A 20,373-nucleotide genomic window follows, 5' to 3' on the forward strand; every position below is an offset into this window, starting at 1 on the left:
GCTACCATAGCGAAAGCAGCCCCCCGAGATCAAGTAAAACTGGACATTTATACAGTTATTTCTGTTTTATATCTCTAAACCTAATTCAAATCCCTGCCTGATGGCCGTTACCGCATCCAGTTCGCCGGCTTTATCCGCCCCACCGATAACATGCAGCTTATCGCCCAGACTTTTCCAACTGGCTTCAAAGGGTCTGACCGACTCCTGCCCGGCACACAGAACGATTTTATCGGCATCTAACAGCAGCCTTTTGCCCCTCTGTTTTATGTGCAGCCCCTTTTCATCAATGCTCTCGTATTTCACGCCACTCATCAGGTGCACACCTCTGTGTTCAAGGGTCTTTTTGTGTATCCAGCCTGTGGTTTTGCCCGGCCCTCTTCCGGCGCGGCCCTTGCGCCGCTGAAGCAGCCAGAAGGTTTTGTGACTGATGGTTTCCGGATAGGGATACAAGCCTCCGGGATAGGTAAACTCTTTATCTATGCCCCAGTCCTGCAACCAGTCTGCCAGGCTGTGTTCCTGTGGTTCAGAGAGCATAGAAGCGATATCGACACCGATTCCTCCGGCCCCGATAATCGCGACTTTGTTTCCCGGATAAGTTTTCTCTTTTATCAGCGTCTGATAATCAATGACTTTATCTGAGGCTTCTATTCCCTTTATTTCTGCTTTTCTTGGTTTGACACCCGAAGCGATGACCACTTTATCGTAGTTTTTCAGCATTGCTTCTTCGAACTCAGTGTTTAACTTCAAATCTACTCCGCACACCTCAATCTGGTTAGCAAAGTAACGGATAGTCTCTCTGAATTCTTCTTTGCCCGGGATCTGCATGGCAAGCCTGAACTGGCCGCCAATGCGGTCATGTTTTTCGTACAGATCCACCTTGTGCCCCCTTCTGGCCGCAGTGGTTGCCACTGAAAGCCCCGCAGGACCGGCCCCCACCACAGCAATTTTTTTAGGGCTATCCGTTGGAATCATTTTAAGTTCTGTTTCATAACAAGCCCGTGGGTTAACCATGCAACTGGCCCGCTTACCTCTGAACACATTATCCAGACAAGCCTGATTGCAGCCAATACAGGTATTAATCAGATTTGGATACCCTTTCGCTGCTTTGTCCACAAACTCAGGATCAGCCAAAAACGGCCTTGCCATAGAAATCATATCGGCCTGGCCCGATTCAAGAATGGCCTCAGCTTCTTCCGGCATATTTATCCGGTTACAGGCAATCACGGGGATATTCAGGTGTGGCTTTACCTTTTCGGTTACCCAGCTAAATGCAGCGCGGGGAACTTGAGTGGCTATGGTAGGGATCCGGGCTTCATGCCAGCCGATACCGGTATTGATCAGAGTCACTCCGGCTTTTTCCAACGCTTTTGCCAGTTGCACCACCTCTTCAAAGGTACTGCCCTCTTCCACCAGATCCAGCATTGATAATCGGAAGATAAGGATAAACGACTCCCCGGCTTCCTGACGGATCGCCCTGACCACTTCAAGTGGAAAGCGGATACGGTTTTCATAACTTCCGCCCCAGTCGTCATAACGCATATTGGTTCGCTTGCAGATAAACTGATTAAGCAGATAGCCTTCCGAGCCCATTATTTCCACACCGTCGTATCCGGCGCTTTTCGCCAGTTTCGCACTGTTTGCAAACGCTCTGATGGTTTTGTTTATCTGCCTTTCACTCATTTCTGAAGGGGTAAATCTGGCGATGGGTGCTTTAATGGCAGAGGCGCTCTGACAAAAAGGATGCATGGCATATCTGCCCGCGTGAAGGATCTGCAGGCAAATCTTGCCGTTATGGCGGTGCACCGCCTCTGTCACCACTTGGTGTGCCGCTGCATGTTTCGGCTTACTGAATTCGGCACCAAACGGATGAAGCCGTCCCCTCAGGTTTGGGGAAAAGCCACCCGTGACAATAAGACCTACTCCGCCCTTTGCCCGCTCCTCATAAAAAGCAGCAAGACGGCCAAGCCCTTCCTTATGTTCCTCCAGACCAGTATGCATGGAGCCCATCAGCACTCTGTTTTTCAACTGAGTAAATCCAAGATCCAGCGGCTTGAACATATTTGGATACATAACGGCCTTCGCTCTTATTGTCAGATTCTTCTAATGAGCCTATTTTGCTTTAGATCAAAAATCAAACATGCGTTTACATTTATGCAACATCGATCGTCCTGGTGATATTTTACGTAATTCAGACCAAATCGGGTTTGGTGGTATGGCTAATATGTCGTAGGATTGAAGAATCAGATCAAATCTTTTCAAACAAGTGCTTAAAGGCATTTGTGAGGATAAAAATGAAGACAGTATTCCGCTATATTGGCAAGTTTTTCAAATTGATATGGAAAATCATCAATTTTATTCGCCTTGCCATATTCAACCTATTCTTCCTGTTCATCCTTGTGATGATATATATCGGCTACACCCACACAGAAAAACCGGCTCCTGAGCCGGTTAAAGAGGCATCAGCTCTGGTGCTGAACCTTTCCGGCCCGATTGTTGAGCAGAGAACCTATGTAAACCCTATGGATTCGTTTACCGGCTCAATGTTTGGTCAGGAACTGCCGAAAGAAAATGTGCTGTTTGAGATTGTAGACGCCATCCGCTACGCCGCTGAAGATGAAAATATCTCAGGTCTGGTGCTGGCACTAAGAGAAATGCCGGAAACCAACCTGACTAAACTCAGATATATCGCTAAGGCTATCAATGAATTTAAAGAATCCGGTAAGCCGGTTTACGCAGTAAGTGAGTTTTACAACCAGAGCCAGTACTATCTGGCAAGCTACGCCAATAAGATCTATATGGCACCGGATGGCGGCATACTGCTGCGCGGCTACAGCGTTTACCCACTCTATTACAAGACACTGTTGGAAAAGCTGGATGTGAATACGCATGTATTTCGCGTAGGTACTTACAAGTCTGCGATAGAGCCGTTTATCAGAGACAATATGTCCGACGAAGCGAAAGAATCAGCCAGTGTCTGGCTGAAACAAATGTGGGGCGCATACGTTGCTGATGTGGCAAACAATCGCAAGATTGAATCTGAAAAAATCAATCCAACCATGGATGACTTTCTGGCTATGCTGAAAGAGTCCGATGGCGATGTGGCAAAACTGTCTCTCAAGCTGGGTCTGGTGGATGAACTGGCAACCCGTCAGCAGGTCCGAAAAGCCATGGGCGAAGAGTTCGGTGTTAAAGACAAAGACAGCTACAAAGCCATTGGCTACTACAAGTACCTTTCCAGCATACCGGGTGACACCAGCTTTGCAGCCGATGATATTGCTGTGGTTGTTGCCAGCGGCAGCATCCTTGACGGAAGCCATCCGAAGGGCACCATTGGCGGCGACACCACATCACAACTGCTAAGACAGGCACGCAAAGATAAAGATGTTAAAGCTGTGGTACTGCGGGTTGATAGTCCGGGAGGCAGTGCATTTGCATCAGAGGTGATCCGCAATGAAGTAGAAGCACTGCGCGAGGCAGGCAAGCCTGTTGTGGTTTCCATGTCCAGCCTGGCGGCCTCCGGCGGTTACTGGATTTCAGCAAGTGCTGACAAAATCATTGCTCAGCCAACCACGCTAACCGGCTCCATCGGCATATTCAGCGTAATTACCACCTTCGAGAAAGGTCTGAATAAGTATGGCGTCTACAGCGATGGTGTGGGAACAACGCCATTCTCTGGCGTAGGTATCACACGGGGCATTCCTGAAAAAGCAGGTCAGGCTATCCAGATGGGTATTGAAAGTGGCTATAACCGGTTTATCGGCCTGGTAAGTCAAAGCCGAAATATGTCTCTGGAACAAGTAGACAATGTCGCTCAGGGCAGAGTCTGGACTGGTCAGGATGCGATGAAGGCCGGACTGGTGGATAAACTGGGTGATTTTGATGATGCTCTGGATCTGGCCGCAGAGCTGGCCGGTCTTGAAGACTATAACATCTACTGGGTGGAAGAGCCTCTGTCACCGACGGAGCAGTTATTCCAGCAACTGATAGAGCGTGTTCAGGTATCGTCAGGGCTGGATATCAGCTCAATGCTGCCAAAAGCATTGCAGCCGGTTTCCAGTAAGCTGCTACAAGATGCGCAGCTGCTTAATACCTTTAATGATCCAAAGGGCAATTATGCACTCTGCCTGAACTGCGCAGTGGAATAAAATCCTCCCAACTTCCCCGTCCAATGGGCGGGGATGACAAATTTCTGATTAATCATTTATAATCCCGTCCAGAATTTCCCCCAGCCTGAGCAAATCAATCAGATGACCAATACAAGAAAACACATCTATATCGCCTATACCGGTGGCACTATCGGCATGCAAAAGTCCGAAAACGGCTACATTCCCATTGCCGGTTTTATGGAAAGCCAGCTGGCAAATATGCCGGAGTTCCACCGCCCTGAAATGCCTGACTACACGATTCACGAATACGATCCGCTGATCGATTCTTCAGATATGTCTCCAAAGGACTGGCAGCAGATCGCAGACGATATTAAAGCCAACTACGACAAGTACGACGGTTTTGTGATTCTTCATGGTACCGACACCATGGCGTACACGGCTTCTGCGCTCTCTTTTATGTTTGAAAATCTGGGCAAACCTGTCATTGTGACAGGTTCACAAATTCCTTTGGCTGAGCTGAGAAGCGATGGTCAGGCAAACCTGCTGAACGCGCTTCATATTGCTGCTAACTATCCGATTAACGAAGTCACGCTGTTTTTCAATAACCAGCTGATGCGTGGCAACCGCAGTACAAAATCTCACGCTGACGGTTTTAACGCCTTTACTTCCCCTAACCTGGCTCCACTGCTTGAAGCCGGTATCAATATTCAGGTAAGCAGCAGTGTTGAGGTGGATAAAAAGCCTGAAGGCGAATTTAAGGTGCATGAAATCACTCCACAGCCTATCGGTGTGATTACCATGTATCCGGGTATTTCTCATGAGGTCATCCGAAACACGCTAAGGCAACCGGTTAATGCCATGATACTGCTGACTTTTGGTGTTGGTAACGCGCCGCAAAATCCGGAGCTTCTTGCTCACCTCAAAGAAGCTTCAGAACGTGGCGTAATTGTGGTAAACCTGACTCAGTGCCTGGCAGGTAAAGTGAATATGGGTGGCTACGCCACCGGATGTGCTCTGGCAGAAGCCGGGGTAATTAGCGGGTACGATATGACGCCGGAAGCGGCACTTGCTAAACTTCATTTCCTGCTTAGCAAGGAGCTTTCTTATACTGAGATTAAGACCGAGATGCAGAGGATTCTTCGGGGGGAGATGAGTCTGTAACTTATTTAACCTTATTTCTTAAAATTTCTTGCTGATTGCCTGAAAGCTCTCGCTTAAATTCTGCTTTTGTTTTGACCTTCATTTCACCGCCGGCGGCTATGCTCATATGCTCCGGTTCGGTGTTATGTCTGGACTGGTACAGCATTACTGCCTGCATGCAGTAATCTCTCTGATCCCGAGTGAGCTGCTCACCTTCTGGCCAGCGGCCTGTTTCAACGGCGTACTGCAGCCTCTTATAGGCTTCAGGCGTGATTGCGCTGATTATTTCCTCTGTCGTTTGTTGATCTCTCATCCAGTCTTCTCCTAAAAAAGCGCCAGCCGCTTTCCCTGACGTTATATAGCATTTACACTTAGTTCAAGAATATAAAACATAAATATAGCCTTCTGTCACAAGTGATTGGAAATGAACTTATATAAAAGTCTGATAGTTAGTGCGTCTGCAACGCTTCTGTTTGGATGCTTTGAACCAAGATTGAACACCACTGAGTTGTGTGCCAAATACCCTAAGCTAAATTGTAAAAAGCTAAATATGAATGACGGTCAGTGCCGGGTCGTAAGAACTGACTTAATCTGGCACCGCAAAACGGTTCTGGATGATCCCACCGCACAAAATAAAATCCAAGAGTTCAAACTGTTAAGCGACTATCAGAAGTGTCTGGATCTGGCTGCGCAAATTGAACCGACAAAAATCGACAATAAGAAAGAGATCCGTTTCCAGGCGCTGATGCATACCTATGAAGATCAGAAGAGGCTTCTTAAAGAGCTTGGAAAAGACCATAGCCCTGAAGCACTCTACTTTATGTGGACTCAGGGAGATTCACGTGCTCTCAGACGCTTCCTCAGCTACGAGGGAAGCAAAAAACTCAACACACCGGAGCTGCAATATGCACTGGCGACTTTCTATATCTTAAGGGATAAAGAAAAAACCGTCTCCATTCTGCATAAAGCCCTGAAAATGGGCCCGGAAGACAGCGAGCTGATTGCCAATATTGTGGAATCTCTTGCTACCGTAAACCAGTCACTAAAAAGAAGTGAGCATGCCTATATCTGGGTGCTGGTTGGCCGTGAGCTGGGACTCCCTGTCGCATCAGACAGAAACCTTCATGTGCTGTATCAGTTTGAAGAGAGCAGACAAAAGCAACTGGAAGAGATGGCAGACGATATACTAAGCGCCATTGAGGATAAAAAATTCAGTACCTCATATTTGCCACGGTTACCCAAGTAATCAACGGTCAACTCTGAAAACAAAATACAAAGAAGGTCACTCACTGGCCTTCTTTTTTACTTTTGTTGAAAATTAACGACACTGAATTGACACAATATCTCTCCCCGGTGCTCTTTGGGCCATCCGGAAACACGTGCCCCAGATGGCTGTCGCACGCTGCACAGCGGATTTCTGTTCGTTTCATTCCATGGCTGAAATCATCAAGGTACTTAATCGCCCCCTCACTCACCGGCGCATCGAAACTGGGCCAGCCACAACCGGAATCATATTTATTGCTGTGATGGAAAAGTGGCGCCTGACAGCAGGTACACAGGTATTCCCCTGACTCTCTGTTGTGCAGTAACTTACCACTGAAAGGGGATTCCGTGCCGCCTTCCCGGCACACGGAAAATTCTTCATCAGTCAGGATGTTGCGCCACTCCTGCTCTGTCTTAACTATTTTTTGCATCGCTTTCCTCACTACAATTTCGCCTGATTCTCATTTATGAATTCATTAATTTTATTTTAAACGCTTGCACTTCACACCCCATGTAGCACATACTTTGGGCCCTAGGACAGGATTCTCAGGTTTTTATAGCTGTTTAAAAGCCTGAAGCTGGTAATTTGATAACAGACACCAACAATAAAGAGCAAAAAAACGTCATTTCTTACGAGCTTCGAAAAAAAGCCATACTTTTTTTTGACTTTGAGCAAGTTAAGACCAATTATTTGTTGCAGTCAGTTGCTGGGTTTTGTAATTTTACTACCAGTTTATCTTTCATCAGAAATATTAAGTTGTGGAGCAACTATAATGACTATCAAAGTAGGTATTAACGGTTTTGGCCGTATCGGCCGTTTCGTATTTCGTGCATCTGTAGAGCGCGCTGACATCGAAGTTGTAGGTATTAACGACCTTATCGACGTAGATTACATGGCATACATGCTGAAGTACGACTCAACTCACGGTCGTTTCAACGGCACTGTTGAAGTTGAAGGTGGTAACCTAATCGTAAACGGTAAGACTGTACGTGTTACTGCTGAGCGTAACCCAACTGACCTTAAGTGGGACGAAATCGGTGTTGACGTTGTAGCTGAAGCAACTGGTATCTTCCTAACTGACGAAACTGCACGTCAGCACATCACTGCTGGTGCTAAGAAAGTTGTTCTGACTGGTCCTTCTAAAGACGCAACTCCAATGTTCGTTAACGGTGTAAACTTCGACACTTACGCTGGCCAAGACATCGTTTCTAACGCTTCTTGTACTACTAACTGTCTAGCACCTATCGCTAAAGTTCTTAATGACAAGTTCGGCATCGAATCTGGTCTTATGACTACTGTTCACGCAACTACTGCTACTCAGAAGACTGTTGACGGTCCTTCTGCTAAAGACTGGCGTGGTGGTCGTGGTGCTTCTCAGAACATCATCCCATCTTCAACTGGTGCTGCTAAAGCTGTAGGCGTTGTACTTCCAGAAGTTAAAGGTCTTCTAACTGGTATGGCTTTCCGCGTTCCAACTGCTAACGTTTCTGTAGTTGACCTGACAGTTAACCTAAAAGAAGCTGCTTCTTACGAAGCAATCTGTGCTGCTATGAAAGAAGCTTCTGAAGGCGAAATGGCTGGCGTTCTTGGTTACACTGAAGACGCAGTTGTATCTCAAGACTTCATCGGCGAAACTTGCACTTCTGTATTCGATGCAGCTGCTGGTATCGCACTAACTGACAAGTTCGTTAAAGTTGTATCTTGGTACGACAACGAAATCGGTTACTCAAACAAAGTTCTTGACCTAATCGCTCACATCTCTAAGTAAGCATTAGTTAAGACTTTCTTTGAAAGACTTAGAAAAAGGCGGCCATTGGTCGCCTTTTTTAGTCTTATCACTCTGTAAAATGAGGTTTCCGGCCCCCAGGGAACCCCGGCAACTATAGGAAATATGCTCTCATGGAAAAACATTCATCTGTTGTTAATGCACTGGCTGACTGTGTCACTATCGTAGAAAGAGAAGGCGCAAAAATCGTAAGCGTTCAACATGAAAAAGCACAGGCAGAGATTGCCCTTCACGGCGCGCACGTTATCTCATTTAAGCCACAGGGTCAGGAAGACGTTATCTGGCTGAGCGAAAAAGCAGATTTCAGCCCTGAAAAAGCCATCCGTGGCGGTATCCCGGTATGCTGGCCATGGTTTGGCCGCGTCGCAGCGCCTGCTCACGGTTTCGCACGTACCAGCGAATGGGCTCTGATTGAGCACAGGGAAACAGAAGAAGGCGTGATTGTCTGCCTTGGTCTGGAAGAGAACGAAGAGACGCTGGCAGTATGGCCTCACGCATTCCAGGCTCGTCTGTATGTTGAAGTTTCTGAAAAACTGAAAGTTACTCTGGATGTGACCAACACTGACGACAAAGAGTGGAAATTCTCTGGTGCGCTGCACACTTATTTCAACATTGCTGACATCCGTGAGTCTGTGACTACAGGTATGGGTGCTGAGTACATTGACAGCCTGCAGGAAGGTAAAATCTGCCAGGGTGGCGCTGAGCTGCAACTGACTGACACTGTTGACCGTGTTTACACTCAGCCGGAAGAACTGATTAAGATCAGCGATCCTAAGAACAGCCGTACCATCGAAATCCGTAACTCCGGTGATAACTCGGCAGTTATCTGGAACCCTTGGGCAGAAGGTGCTGCCGGTATGGGTGATATGCAGGATAACGGCTGGGAAACTATGCTGTGTGTTGAGTCTACCCTTCACGCTAAGAGCATTGAAGAAGGTAAAATTCTTGCTCCTGAAGAAAGCTATCAGTTGGTAACCGAAATCTCGGTTGGTTAGAGCTGTCAGCTGTCGGCTTTCAGCTATCAGAGGTGGGTTACTGACCCACCTCGCCTTCTTTAATCCTGCTAAAGTTAATAGAAAAGTATAATTAAACCGCACTTACCACTGAAAGCTGACAGCTCAAAGCTGACAGCTCAAAGGAAAAACCATGCACTACCAATGCCCTCTCTGCCACCAATCTTTAAATCTTCAAAAAAATAGTTTCCGCTGTGAAAACAATCACCAGTTCGATGTGGCTAAGGAAGGGTATGTCAACCTGATGCCTGCAAATCAGAAGCGCTCCAAAAATCCTGGTGACAGCACTGAGATGATGCAGGCGCGAAGAGCATTTCTAAATAGCGGCCATTACGACAAACTTGCAAATCGCGTTGCTGAGATCTGTAGTAAATACAGCAACGGTTCTTTACTGGACATTGGCTGCGGTGAAGGTTATTACACTCAAAAAGTGTGTCAGCAGCTTTCCGGGAAAGTGTCTGATGCCCAGGTCTATGGCTTAGATATCGCCAAAGTCGCGGTAAGGTATGCCTCTAAACGTTACCCTGACTGCCACTTCTCTGTTGCCTCCAGCCACAGACTGCCGTTTGAAGACAGCTCACTGGATACCATTCTGAGAATCTATGCCCCCTGTAAAGCAGAAGAACTTAGCCGCTGCATCAAAGAGGGTGGTTTTGTTGTCACGGTAACCCCGGCAGCCCGTCATCTTTATGAGCTAAGAGATCGTATCTACGATGGCGTCAGACTGCATGATGAATCTGCAGAATCCATTGAAGGCTTTACACTGGTCAATGAAGAAAAGCTTAATTACCTAATGAACCTGACCGGCCCGGAAGCGGCTGATCTGCTTCAGATGACTCCCTTTGCCTGGAAAGCAACGCCGAAATTCAAAGCAGAGCTGACATCGGCCAAAGAGTTTCCCTGTGAAGCCGATTTTATGATCCGCGTATACCAAAAAATCTGAGCCTGCCTGCTGATTTGTATTTCATACTCGTCTACCCTTTAAGTCAGGTTTATCAGTACGTAAGGAAACGGTATGCGTTCATTAGCTCTAATCCTGACCACATTAATTGCAGGGTGCGCAGGCGGAAACAAGCCTAATTCCGCTTATGCGATGGAAAGCTATTACGATTACCAGTTATTCTCCGGCAAAGGTCAGGCCCTGACTCTTGAGCAGTTGGCTAATGAACTTGGCTCCTATGACGTAATCTTAGTGGGAGAATGGCATACCCACCCGGCAACTCACCTTTTTCAGGCACGGCTGCTACAGTCTCTGCACAGAAAACTCGATAAGCTTGCCCTTTCAATGGAGCAGTTTTCCCGCGATAAACAGGATATTTTAGATCAGTATCTGAATGGTGATATTGGCGAAGTCACCCTCACTTCAGAAGCCAAAGCATGGCCGAACTACGAAAGCGACTACCGGCCTCTGGTGGAATACTCAAAAGCAAACGCGATTCCTGTTATCGCAGCAAATGCGCCTAAGCAGGTCGTCAGATGTATAGGACAAGAAGGACTGGGCTATCTGGATATCCTTGATGAAAAAGAGCGCCTGTATATTGCTAAAACAATCAACACTTCCGACTCACCCTATAAAACAAGGTTTATGCAATCCATGCATCACGGCAAACCTGAAGACAACGCCAACCATTTTGCCGCTCAGGTCACCTGGGATGAAACCATGGCGGAAAGTATTGTCCGCTACCTGAAGGCAAATCCTTCACATAAAGTGATGCACATTGCCGGTAAGTTTCATACTGAGAAAGGCCTGGGCATAGCAAATTCTGTACAAACGAGGGATGCCGGCCTGAAGGTTGCTGTGATCACCCCTGTTAGTGAATTGTCTGATAACTCGCCAGATTATCAGCTCTTAGTACTCGCCCCACCTGCCCGTTTCATTCAAAAAGAGAACCAAATGAAGTCCATACATAAAATGGCCGGAAGAAATAAAAATCTGAAATGTGAAAAACCTGATTAATTTGGTCTGCTTTTTGCTTCTTAAATAACCGATACGGTAAAGCGGCAAAAAAGATTAAAGTTTTGCCGCTTTCATCCGATAAGTTGATATCAGTACCGTTGGCTATTGAGCGTACTGATGCATTTAGCAATCAAATATTGGGGCCGATTTATGACACCAGTAGGAATGAATAACAATGCAGCTAAGGCTTATTCTTTGCAGCAGCCAAGTAGCGCCCAAAACGCTCCTAAGCTGGCAGAAGAAAAGCCCGAAGCGGTCAAAACTGAAAAGAGTGGCGTAATGCTTACCGAAGAAGGTAAAGCATTAATGGCTGCGCTTTCCGAGATTGATAAAGAAAGTAATCAGGTAGAAAAACCCTCGGATGCAAAATCTTTCGCTCATGGCGTATTCGGAATGGATAAGCCGGAAGGGGGAGAAGGCGTGAAAGAATCTGAAGACAGCTATACCGCAGGTCAGTTTCTTAAAGGGGCAGCAACTGTCGGGGCACTTCTGTTAGCAGTAGTTTAACCAACACTGCCTGATACAGCACGTACCCGGGAAGGATTGAAAAATCCGGCCCGGGCTGTTGTGTTTCTTTACCACTAACTTTGAGTTGAGTGCTCAAGCTCAGTAAGAATGGCGATGGCCTGTGCTGAGTCCTCCCCGCACACCCACTCTGCCGCCTGAAATTTGTGGCAAACATCCGGTCGTTCAGGCTTACCAAAAAGCTTGCACAGATTCTTTTCATCCAGTTGCTTACAGCGTTCACCTGCCTTTTTCCCCTGCGGATGCAATGGATAACTGGTTGAAATACTCGGAGCAATGCAGCAAGCCCCACAACCTAAACGACATTCCATACAAACCTCTCAATAAAATAGGCGGCGATAGTAGCAAATGTCTGCGAATAGATCAGCAATCTGCTTGAACTTTGCCTTTCAGAGAGGTATAAATTGCCGCCCAAATCATGTTTAAAGGCAGAGCAATGACACAAGCATTCTGGCAGGAAAAAAAACTGGAAGAGATGAACGAAGCCGAGTGGGAATCCCTCTGCGACGGCTGTGGCAAATGCTGCCTGCATAAACTGATGGATGAAGATACCGACGAAGTCTACTACACCAATGTAGCCTGCAGCTGGTTAAACAGTAAAACCTGCAGTTGCAAAGACTATCCAAACCGCTTTAAGTCCGGTGAAGAGTGCCTGAAGCTCACCAGAGACAAAATCCCGGAATTCCACTGGCTACCAGATACCTGCGCCTACCGCCTCCTGGCCGAAGGCAAAGATCTGCCTTCCTGGCACCCTCTACTAACCGGCTCAAAATCTGCCATGCATGCTGCTGGTGAGAGTGTCCGTAATAAGATTGTTTATGAGGTTGATGTTAAAAATTGGGAGGACCACATTTTGAATCATCCTGATCGTGAGCATCTGGAAATCAGTCGTGACGAGGGTTAGCGATATTATTCAATGGGTTACAAAATTGCCTTATTCTCAATAATCATCAGCAACCATCTATATCAAAAAAATTTGCCGCCATTCATCATGTAGTAGCTGGCGAATGTATGCCGCAGAACGTGAGCGGCCTGTTTGCTCAGGCGTGGTACATGCTTTTTGATAAAGCGGTATACGGTTGAATAGCCAATGCTGAAAAGTGGCCCGGAATCGTCCTCCGGTAGCCAGGCAAACTTTTAGCACTTTTGCCATGTCATTGTGAAATGGATGTATTTCAGCTTCCTTAATTAAAGGCTCATGCTATCAGAGCATCACATTTAGCTTTAAGGTTTTTAGCTGCATTCAGTGTTTCAATCGCATGAGCTTCGCTTACAAGTTCCCGAAGCTTATAGTCTGCTAATACTCTTTTAGACTTATATTGAGCAAGGATATAAGACAGCGATTTGAGAACTTTAGGATCATGTTGTTCGCAATCTTTCGCGTCTTGTGAATCCAGATAACTGATAAGAGAGGCATGGACGCCCTGGCCAGATACCGCCGGTGGTTCATTATCTAATATAGCTAGAACCGAATGGTACATAGCATAATAACTTTTACTTATTGTAGTTCGATAATCCGCTTCTGAAGTGCTGTTGTTGTGCAGAACTTCTGCATGCTCTAGTAATTCTTGAGGAGTAATCGGCATATTAAGCTGTTCCTCCTACAATTAGTTGACGTTTGTTTTGACTAACATCGAACCTAGCTACAATACCATTAGATACTAAATCATGCTCAACAAGTTTCTCACTCAGAGCCCAGTTGAGATCAAAAATAGCTTCCGGTTTACCGGCAACTTCGAAAATGACATCAAGTTGCTCTGATTCTGGTAGCACATGCAATAAAGAATTTACCGGGCTAGCAATATCTTGTTCTTCTAGAACTTCTGCAGCCAATAGAGAAATTGCTCGTAAATTTTCTTCCGTCACACCGAAATTTTTAACAGCAAAAGTTAACAATTTCTTTTTTAACTTAAGGTGTCGTGAAACTATCTGAAACGTATCAGACGCAGGATCATCTATATGGCTAATAACCCTTTCCGTGAAATCAAAATTATTGTAAAAGTCACTTGCACTAGCAATATTCTCAACTATGGCCACTGAGCTATGCTCAATAGGCAAATCGATTATTAGGTTGTACACCGACTTCGCAGCTCCAACAAAGCTAAGTGCCCAGATTACATTGCAGTGCACTGCTCGATCACCTTGACTCAATCTCAAAGCTTCTTGTGCATGAATTAACGTCTGCTTCTGTTGTCGCAAGGAGGTGTATAACAAAGTCAGAATCAAGTGAGTATGATCAGGGCTCGATAACTTTTCAGCTTCCCGTTTGTAATAAGCAACTTCAAATTCACTTAAAACAGTATTCGAACTGATAGCTTCCATCAAGCTATCTAACAGTTCATTTGTTTTAGGTTCTGGTGCTAAAGCCGTCAAAGGAGACTTCCTATACAATTCACTGATACATTAGAAGGGTAATATAACTAGATATATGTTAGTACAGAGCATAACCAAATGATACTTGGACATGTCTAATAGATATACCTAATTCGAACATGCATCATATAGTTTTTACCTTCTGAACGCTAATGAAAAAACGTTATATAGATGAATATAGATGGTTATTTGGGGATATGCGTGATTATTGACACAGCTTTGCTAGATATATTAACCTACTAATGCACTGGCAAAATCCTTTCTGATCAATAGTATAACCTATCTATACACTGGAAAAGTTCAGCTAAAATGATACAAGCCTCGTAAATACCAAACTTAACCCTTTGTATTTGCGAGGCTATTTACTCTTACAAGAAGCCTCTCGCAAAACGCCTTTCTGTTGTTCATATAATTCCAAACTCTTTCGAACGAAAACTAATTTATTCGTTCGCTCGTTCTCTTATACCATCGCACACAACAGAAATGAGGTCTCTATGTTTGGAATATTCAAACCTAAGGCGCATATCGATCGCTTAGATACCGGCCAGATCGACAGCACTTATACCCGTCTACGCTGGCAGCTCTTTATCGGTATTTTTGTCGGATACGCCGGTTATTATCTGGTTCGTAAAAACTTTAGTCTGGCTATGCCCTACCTGATTGATGAGGGTTACAGCCGGGGGGATTTGGGGGTTGCACTGGCTGCGGTCTCCATTGCCTATGGTTTATCTAAGTTTCTGATGGGCAGTGTCTCCGACCGTTCCAATCCAAGGTACTTTCTCAGTGGCGGTCTGCTTTTATCCGCTTTGATTATGTTCTGCTTTGGCTTTATGCCATGGGCGACCGGCAGTATCACAGCCATGTTTATTCTGCTGTTCTTAAACGGCTGGTTCCAGGGTATGGGCTGGCCAGCATGTGGGCGGACCATGGTTCACTGGTGGTCGCGTAAAGAACGGGGGGAAATCGTATCTGTCTGGAACGTGGCTCATAACATTGGTGGCGGCTTAATCGGCCCTATGTTCCTGCTCGGTCTGTGGATGTTCCATGATGACTGGCGTACCGCATTTTATGTCCCTGCATTTTTCGCAACTCTTGTTGCCATCTTTATCTGGGCAACAGTTCGCGACACGCCTCAGTCCTGCGGTCTACCGTCGATCGAAGAGTATAAAAACGACTATCCGGATGAATACGATGAGTCCCATGAGAAAGAGATGACCGCTAAGGAAATCTTCTTTAAGTATGTCTTCTCTAACAAGCTGCTGTGGTCCATCGCCATTGCTAACGCCTTTGTTTACTTAATTCGTTACGGTGTTCTGGACTGGGCACCGGTTTACCTGAAAGAAGCAAAAGAGTTTACCGTAGATAAATCTTCCTGGGCTTACTTCCTTTATGAGTGGGCCGGTATTCCGGGCACCCTGCTGTGTGGCTGGCTATCAGATAAACTGTTTAAAGGGCGCCGTGCCCCAGCAGGCATTCTGTTTATGGCCCTGGTGACTATAGCTGTACTTGTTTACTGGTTTAACCCTGCCGGTAACCCTACTGTCGATATGATTGCCCTGGTTGCTATCGGCTTCCTGATTTACGGTCCGGTTATGCTGATTGGTCTTTACGCTCTGGAGCTGGCTCCGAAGAAAGCAGCCGGCACAGCGGCAGGTCTGACCGGGCTATTTGGCTATCTGGGTGGCGCTGTGGCTGCAAACGCCGTACTTGGTTATACGGTGGACCACTTTGGCTGGGATGGCGGGTTTATCATTCTGGTCGGCTCATGTATCACATCTATCGTATGTCTGACCTACGCCCTGATGGGTGAGCGCAATCATCACGAACAGAAGAGACTTCAAGAAGAACAGGCTGCAAAATAATCACAAGGCGAAGCCGGTTATACCCGGCTTCCCGCAAACCAAGGACTAAAACATGAACAAAACCCCTCTGTACGTTACCGCCCTGGCTATCTGCTTCTCATCTGTTGCTGTAGCAAAACCCCTGGTTATCGCCCACCGCGGCGCATCAGGCTATTTGCCTGAACACACACTGGAGGCTAAGACTCTTGCCTATGCAATGAAACCAGATTACATAGAGCAGGATGTTGTAATGACGAAAGACAATCAGATTGTGGTACTTCACGACCACTATCTTGACCGCGTTACCGATGTAGCTTCCAAATATCCAGACCGTGCCCGGGAAGACGGACGCTACTACGCCATCGACTTTACTCTGGCCGAAATCAAATCTCTCAGGGTAACTGAAGGCTTTAAGGTAGATGATAAAGGTAATATCGCACCGGGCTACCCTACCCGCTTCCCTATGTGGAAGTCCGATTTTACCGTTCCTACTCTTGCCGAAGAAATTGAGCTGATTCAGGGCCTGAACAAAACACTGGGCTATAACATCGGCATCTACCCGGAAATAAAAGCACCATGGTTCCACAGGCATGAAGGAAAAGATATTTCCTTAGAAGTGCTGAAAGAGCTGAAAAAATACGGCTATGACAGCATGGATGACAAAGCTTACGTTCAGTGTTTTGACCCTAACGAAACCATGCGTATCAATAACGAACTGATGCCAGCTCTGGATATGGATCTTAAGCTTGTCCAGTTAATAGCGCACACCGACTGGAACGAAACCATGGAGTACAGCGACGGTAAAGCGACACCATACAACTACGACTGGATGTTTAAGCCGGGTGCAATGAAAAAGATTGCAGAATATGCCGAAGGGATTGGTCCGTGGAAACCTATGCTGGTTGATAATAAATCCAAGAAAGGCAATATCATCATCAATCCAATGATGCAGGAGGCCAGAGAAGCAGGGTTGCAGGTCCACCCGTACACTTTCCGTGCCGATCCGGGCAGAATTCCGGCTTATACCGACAGCTTCGAAGGTATGCTGGATATCTTCTACAATCAGGTAAAAGTGGATGGTTTATTTACCGATTTCCCGGATAAAGCGGTAAGTTTCCTTAATCAGTAACCAAAAAAGCCTTAGCGATTTAATGAACCGCTAAGGCTTTTCTTTTCAATAAGCACTTCAGAGCTTTTGCCTTCCCAATAACGAGTGGGACAGCGTCGTACCATCGACCAGCTCAAGCTCGCCGCCTACCGGAACACCATGAGCAATCCGGCTGGCTGAGACTTCATGGGCGTGACAGAGTTCGGCGATATAGTGCGCCGTTGCCTCGCCCTCAACCGTTGGGTTTGTGGCGAGAATGACTTCCTTGATATCACCGCGCTGAAGTCTGAAATCCAGCATATCAAGACCAATATCGCTCGGGCCAATGCCATCCAGTGGAGACAGATGCCCCATCAGAACAAAATATCTTCCTGAATACTGACCTGTGGCTTCAACCGCGGCAATATCCGCCGGGCTTTCAACCACACAGAGCAAGCCGTTTTCCTGCCGCTTTGGGTTGCTGCAGATATGGCAGATATCTTCTTCAGTAAAGGTTCTGCACTCTTCGCAGTGACCAATTTCAGTCATGGCTTTTGACAGCGCATCTGCCAGTTGCAGGCCGCCTTTTCTGTCTCGCTGCAATAAATGAAAGGCCATACGTTGTGCCGACTTGGGGCCAACCCCAGGCAGGCAGCGCAAGGCCTCCATCAATTGCTCCAGCATATTACTGGTTCGCATTATTACTCGTACTTCTTGTGCGAGTTAGAATGGCATTTTCATGCCTGGTGGTAGTTGCATACCGCCAGTCACTGATGCCATCTTCTCTTTCTGAGTCTCTTCAACGCGGCGTGCTGCATCGTTAAATGCTGCTGCGATAAGATCTTCAAGCATCTCTTTGTCATCTTCCATAAGGCTTTCGTCGATATCTACGCGACGAACACTATGGCTGCCAGTGATAGTAACTTTAACCAGACCTGCGCCTGACTCACCCGTTACTTCCATATTTGCAATTTCTTCCTGAAGCTTTTGCATACGATCTTGCATCTGCTGGGCCTGCTTCATCAGGTTGCCCATTCCGCCTTTACCACCAAACATGTTTTTCTCTCTGTTTGTTTACTTGAATATTCTGCACCAAATTACACTTCTCTTTTATATAGAGGCTAAAGAACACTTCTTCAACCCCGATGAGTTCTTTATATCGGTCTGACGCTATCTTCATCCAGCTGTGCGGCAAACCTTTTAACAATAAATTCTACGTTGGGATCTTCTGCCAGGCTCTTGTGTGCTGACTGCAGTTTTCCCTGATAAATCTCTTCTCTGATTTCCAGAGGCGTTTTTCCCTGAGTACCGATTTCAACCGACAGGTGACACTCTTCACCCAATATCTGGTTAATGGACTGCAACAGCTCCTGCTGCGCCTTGTCTGTATTCAGGTGAGCGTGTGCTTCACGAAGGGAAAGCTCTATTGTTGAGCCCTGCTTCCTGAACGCTGAGTTTAACGCTAACTGCTCAACCAGCTTGGCGACATTCAGCCGCTGAATCAGCGCTGACCACTTATCCGACTCGATGGACTCTTTAACCAGCTTCTCTGTCATTTCCGGCGTTTTGGTGTGCTCAAGGGCCTGCTTTATCTGCGCTGGAGTGAACTCTTTCTTATCACTCACCTCTTCCTGAATTGTTGGCTTCCATTGATAGGGCTCGTCAGGAACAGAAGGTTTCTCAGCAGAAGATGACTGTTGCGGCACACTGGCTCTGTTTCCCGACTGATTAGGGATCCGGTCAAACACAGATGTGGCAGGCGCCGCATTAGACTTTTTTGCAGGCCGCGCTCCCGAAGGCTGGCGAGTAGCTCCCTGAGGGGCTGCATTTCGCTGTGAGCGCAATTGATGACGTAATCCGGCCAAACGTGGAGGAGACTGTGGCTGAGTCGGCTCAGGCTTCACTTCCTGTGCAGGCTTAGGCGTGCTCTGCTCTTGCTCATACTGCGGATAATCCGGCTCTTCTCCGTCATAGGCAGGCAGATCATCATAGCTTGGGCCATCAACTAGCTGCTGAGCTGGCGCAGGCTGGACCGGCTGACTTGTCTGTGGTTGAGAAGGGATCTGAGCCTGAGGTACCTGAGGCTGAATTGGCTGAGGCTCAGGTTTCGCCTGAGCAGGTACAGCCGGAGGATTTACCGGCGCACTCTGCTGCGCTTCAGCAGAGGGTAATACAATTTCAGAGGCGGCGTTCTGCACCTGAGGGCGGAACGCAATCATGCGCAATACAACCATCTCAAGCCCGATTCGTTCCGTCGGTGCCAGTGGCAGGTCTTCACGGCCTTTCAGCGCAATCTGATAACAAAGCTGAACGTCCTGAGGCGTCAGTTGCTTACTCAGCAGTTCAATTTTATCGGCGTCCGCTCTTTCTCTGTCCAGAGAGGCCGGCAATGCCTGGTACATGGCGATGCAGTGCAGCTGAGTTGCTACCTCTTTCAGTAGTCCGTCCCAGTCAACACCGTTCTGAGCAAGAGCTTCAACCGCAGCCATAGCTGTCTGTGCCTGCTTGCTGCTGATTGCCTGAATCAGGTGAATCGCCTGATCGGTATCCAGCGACCCCAGCATAGTTGATACCGTTTCAACCGTGATACTGTTGTTGCCCAGAGCAATAGCCTGGTCTGTCAGACTCAGTGCATCACGCATACTTCCGTCAGCAGCATGGGAGATCATTCCCACCGCTCTTGGCTCTGCGGAAACGTTTTCTTTTTCAAGAATAAAATCAAGCTGCTGGTGAATTGTGTCTGAGTTGATCGGTTTCAGGTGAAACTGAAGACAGCGGGACAGAATTGTCACAGGCAGCTTCTGAGGATCGGTTGTTGCCAGCAGGAACTTAACGTACTCCGGCGGCTCTTCCAGTGTTTTCAGAAGCGCATTAAAGCTGTGGCGGGACAACATATGTACCTCATCAATGAGATACACCTTAAACCTGCCTCTGGCAGGTTTGTACTGGACGTTGTCCAGCAGTTCGCGAGTATCTTCTACCTTGGTTCTTGATGCGGCATCGATTTCAAGCAGATCAACAAAACGGCCTTCATCAATTTCGCGGCAGGTATCGCACTGACCACATGGTGTCGCAGTAATTCCGGTTTCACAGTTTAGCCCCTTGGCAAATAGCCTGCCGATGGAGGTTTTGCCCACACCTCTGGTGCCGCTGAACAGATACGCATGATGAAGTCTGTTCTGAGCCAGGGCATTTTCTAAAGCTGTTAATACGTGGGCTTGTCCCACTACCTGATTAAACTGAGATGGACGCCACTTTCGCGCCAGTGCTAGATAACTCAT

20 protein-coding genes are annotated in these 20,373 nt (G+C 46.9%); 11 read left to right on the forward strand and 9 right to left on the reverse strand.

The features are described from left to right. Positions 1–66: 66 nt before the first annotated feature. A complete protein-coding gene (locus tag L3Q72_RS09860) occupies positions 67–2,070 on the reverse strand; it encodes an NADPH-dependent 2,4-dienoyl-CoA reductase (RefSeq protein ID WP_275129777.1) in 2,004 nt (667 codons plus the stop codon). Positions 2,071–2,291: 221 nt separating this feature from the next. On the opposite strand from L3Q72_RS09860, the gene sppA reads away from it, so the two are divergent. Beyond that, complete coding sequence (gene sppA, locus L3Q72_RS09865; protein WP_275129778.1) at positions 2,292–4,145, forward strand: signal peptide peptidase SppA; 1,854 nt, start codon at positions 2,292–2,294, stop codon at positions 4,143–4,145. A 102-nt stretch (positions 4,146–4,247) separates the two neighbouring features. Further along, positions 4,248–5,267, forward strand: coding sequence for an asparaginase (ansA, locus tag L3Q72_RS09870; RefSeq protein ID WP_275129779.1), 1,020 nt, complete (start codon positions 4,248–4,250; stop codon positions 5,265–5,267). A 1-nt stretch (position 5,268) separates the two neighbouring features. Here ansA and L3Q72_RS09875 read toward each other — a convergent pair whose 3' ends face one another. After that, on the reverse strand, positions 5,269–5,559 hold the full coding sequence (locus L3Q72_RS09875; protein ID WP_275129780.1) for a DUF1315 family protein: 291 nt from the start codon (positions 5,557–5,559) through the stop codon (positions 5,269–5,271). Between the two features lie 111 nt (positions 5,560–5,670). Between L3Q72_RS09875 and L3Q72_RS09880 the strand changes: the two genes are divergently transcribed. Further along, the gene (locus L3Q72_RS09880) at positions 5,671–6,492 is read left to right on the forward strand and encodes a DUF2989 domain-containing protein (RefSeq protein ID WP_275129781.1); all 822 of its coding nucleotides are present in this window, start codon (positions 5,671–5,673) and stop codon (positions 6,490–6,492) included. Between the two features lie 40 nt (positions 6,493–6,532). On the opposite strand, the gene msrB is transcribed toward L3Q72_RS09880, so the two are convergent. After that, positions 6,533–6,940 (reverse strand): peptide-methionine (R)-S-oxide reductase MsrB, encoded by a 408-nt coding sequence (gene msrB, locus L3Q72_RS09885; protein WP_275129782.1) that lies wholly within the window; start codon positions 6,938–6,940, stop codon positions 6,533–6,535. A 342-nt stretch (positions 6,941–7,282) separates the two neighbouring features. Between msrB and gap the strand changes: the two genes are divergently transcribed. The 5 genes from gap (at position 7,283) to L3Q72_RS09910 (ending at position 11,773) form a co-directional block, all read left to right on the forward strand. Continuing rightward, positions 7,283–8,278 carry a type I glyceraldehyde-3-phosphate dehydrogenase gene (gap, locus tag L3Q72_RS09890; RefSeq protein WP_275129783.1) on the forward strand — a complete coding sequence of 332 codons (996 nt, stop codon included), beginning with the start codon at positions 7,283–7,285 and terminating at the stop codon, positions 8,276–8,278. 131 nt (positions 8,279–8,409) lie between these two features. Next, entirely contained in the window at positions 8,410–9,291 is an 882-nt protein-coding gene (locus L3Q72_RS09895; protein ID WP_275129784.1) for a D-hexose-6-phosphate mutarotase, read from the forward strand. Between the two features lie 151 nt (positions 9,292–9,442). Continuing rightward, on the forward strand, positions 9,443–10,252 hold the full coding sequence (gene rlmA / locus L3Q72_RS09900) for a 23S rRNA (guanine(745)-N(1))-methyltransferase (RefSeq protein WP_275129785.1): 810 nt from the start codon (positions 9,443–9,445) through the stop codon (positions 10,250–10,252). A 72-nt stretch (positions 10,253–10,324) separates the two neighbouring features. Next, positions 10,325–11,266, forward strand: a complete 942-nt coding sequence (locus tag L3Q72_RS09905; RefSeq protein WP_275129786.1) for a ChaN family lipoprotein — start codon at positions 10,325–10,327, stop codon at positions 11,264–11,266. 150 nt (positions 11,267–11,416) lie between these two features. Next, positions 11,417–11,773, forward strand: coding sequence for a hypothetical protein (locus L3Q72_RS09910; protein ID WP_275129787.1), 357 nt, complete (start codon positions 11,417–11,419; stop codon positions 11,771–11,773). Between the two features lie 74 nt (positions 11,774–11,847). On the opposite strand, the gene L3Q72_RS09915 is transcribed toward L3Q72_RS09910, so the two are convergent. Continuing rightward, positions 11,848–12,102 carry a YkgJ family cysteine cluster protein gene (locus L3Q72_RS09915; RefSeq protein ID WP_275129788.1) on the reverse strand — a complete coding sequence of 85 codons (255 nt, stop codon included), beginning with the start codon at positions 12,100–12,102 and terminating at the stop codon, positions 11,848–11,850. Positions 12,103–12,227: 125 nt separating this feature from the next. Between L3Q72_RS09915 and L3Q72_RS09920 the strand changes: the two genes are divergently transcribed. Next, a complete protein-coding gene (locus L3Q72_RS09920; protein ID WP_275129789.1) occupies positions 12,228–12,695 on the forward strand; it encodes a YcgN family cysteine cluster protein in 468 nt (155 codons plus the stop codon). A 292-nt stretch (positions 12,696–12,987) separates the two neighbouring features. Here L3Q72_RS09920 and L3Q72_RS09925 read toward each other — a convergent pair whose 3' ends face one another. Beyond that, positions 12,988–13,377, reverse strand: coding sequence for a hypothetical protein (locus L3Q72_RS09925; protein WP_275129790.1), 390 nt, complete (start codon positions 13,375–13,377; stop codon positions 12,988–12,990). A gap of 1 nt (position 13,378) precedes the next feature. After that, positions 13,379–14,164, reverse strand: a complete 786-nt coding sequence (locus L3Q72_RS09930) for a hypothetical protein (protein ID WP_275129791.1) — start codon at positions 14,162–14,164, stop codon at positions 13,379–13,381. 494 nt (positions 14,165–14,658) lie between these two features. Between L3Q72_RS09930 and glpT the strand changes: the two genes are divergently transcribed. Both glpT and glpQ read left to right on the forward strand, forming a co-directional pair. Then, positions 14,659–16,026, forward strand: a complete 1,368-nt coding sequence (gene glpT, locus L3Q72_RS09935) for a glycerol-3-phosphate transporter (RefSeq protein WP_275129792.1) — start codon at positions 14,659–14,661, stop codon at positions 16,024–16,026. Positions 16,027–16,078: 52 nt separating this feature from the next. Beyond that, a complete protein-coding gene (glpQ, locus tag L3Q72_RS09940; protein WP_275129793.1) occupies positions 16,079–17,134 on the forward strand; it encodes a glycerophosphodiester phosphodiesterase in 1,056 nt (351 codons plus the stop codon). A 57-nt stretch (positions 17,135–17,191) separates the two neighbouring features. Here the strand turns inward: glpQ and recR are convergent, their stop codons facing one another. From recR to dnaX, 3 genes are all read right to left on the reverse strand, one after another. Next, on the reverse strand, positions 17,192–17,791 hold the full coding sequence (gene recR / locus L3Q72_RS09945) for a recombination mediator RecR (protein WP_275129794.1): 600 nt from the start codon (positions 17,789–17,791) through the stop codon (positions 17,192–17,194). Between the two features lie 24 nt (positions 17,792–17,815). Further along, the gene (locus L3Q72_RS09950; RefSeq protein WP_275129795.1) at positions 17,816–18,148 is read right to left on the reverse strand and encodes a YbaB/EbfC family nucleoid-associated protein; all 333 of its coding nucleotides are present in this window, start codon (positions 18,146–18,148) and stop codon (positions 17,816–17,818) included. Positions 18,149–18,246: 98 nt separating this feature from the next. Further along, positions 18,247–20,373, reverse strand: a complete 2,127-nt coding sequence (gene dnaX / locus L3Q72_RS09955; protein WP_275129796.1) for a DNA polymerase III subunit gamma/tau — start codon at positions 20,371–20,373, stop codon at positions 18,247–18,249.

The organism is Vibrio sp. JC009, assembly GCF_029016485.1.
Lineage (GTDB): Bacteria > Pseudomonadota > Gammaproteobacteria > Enterobacterales > Vibrionaceae > Vibrio.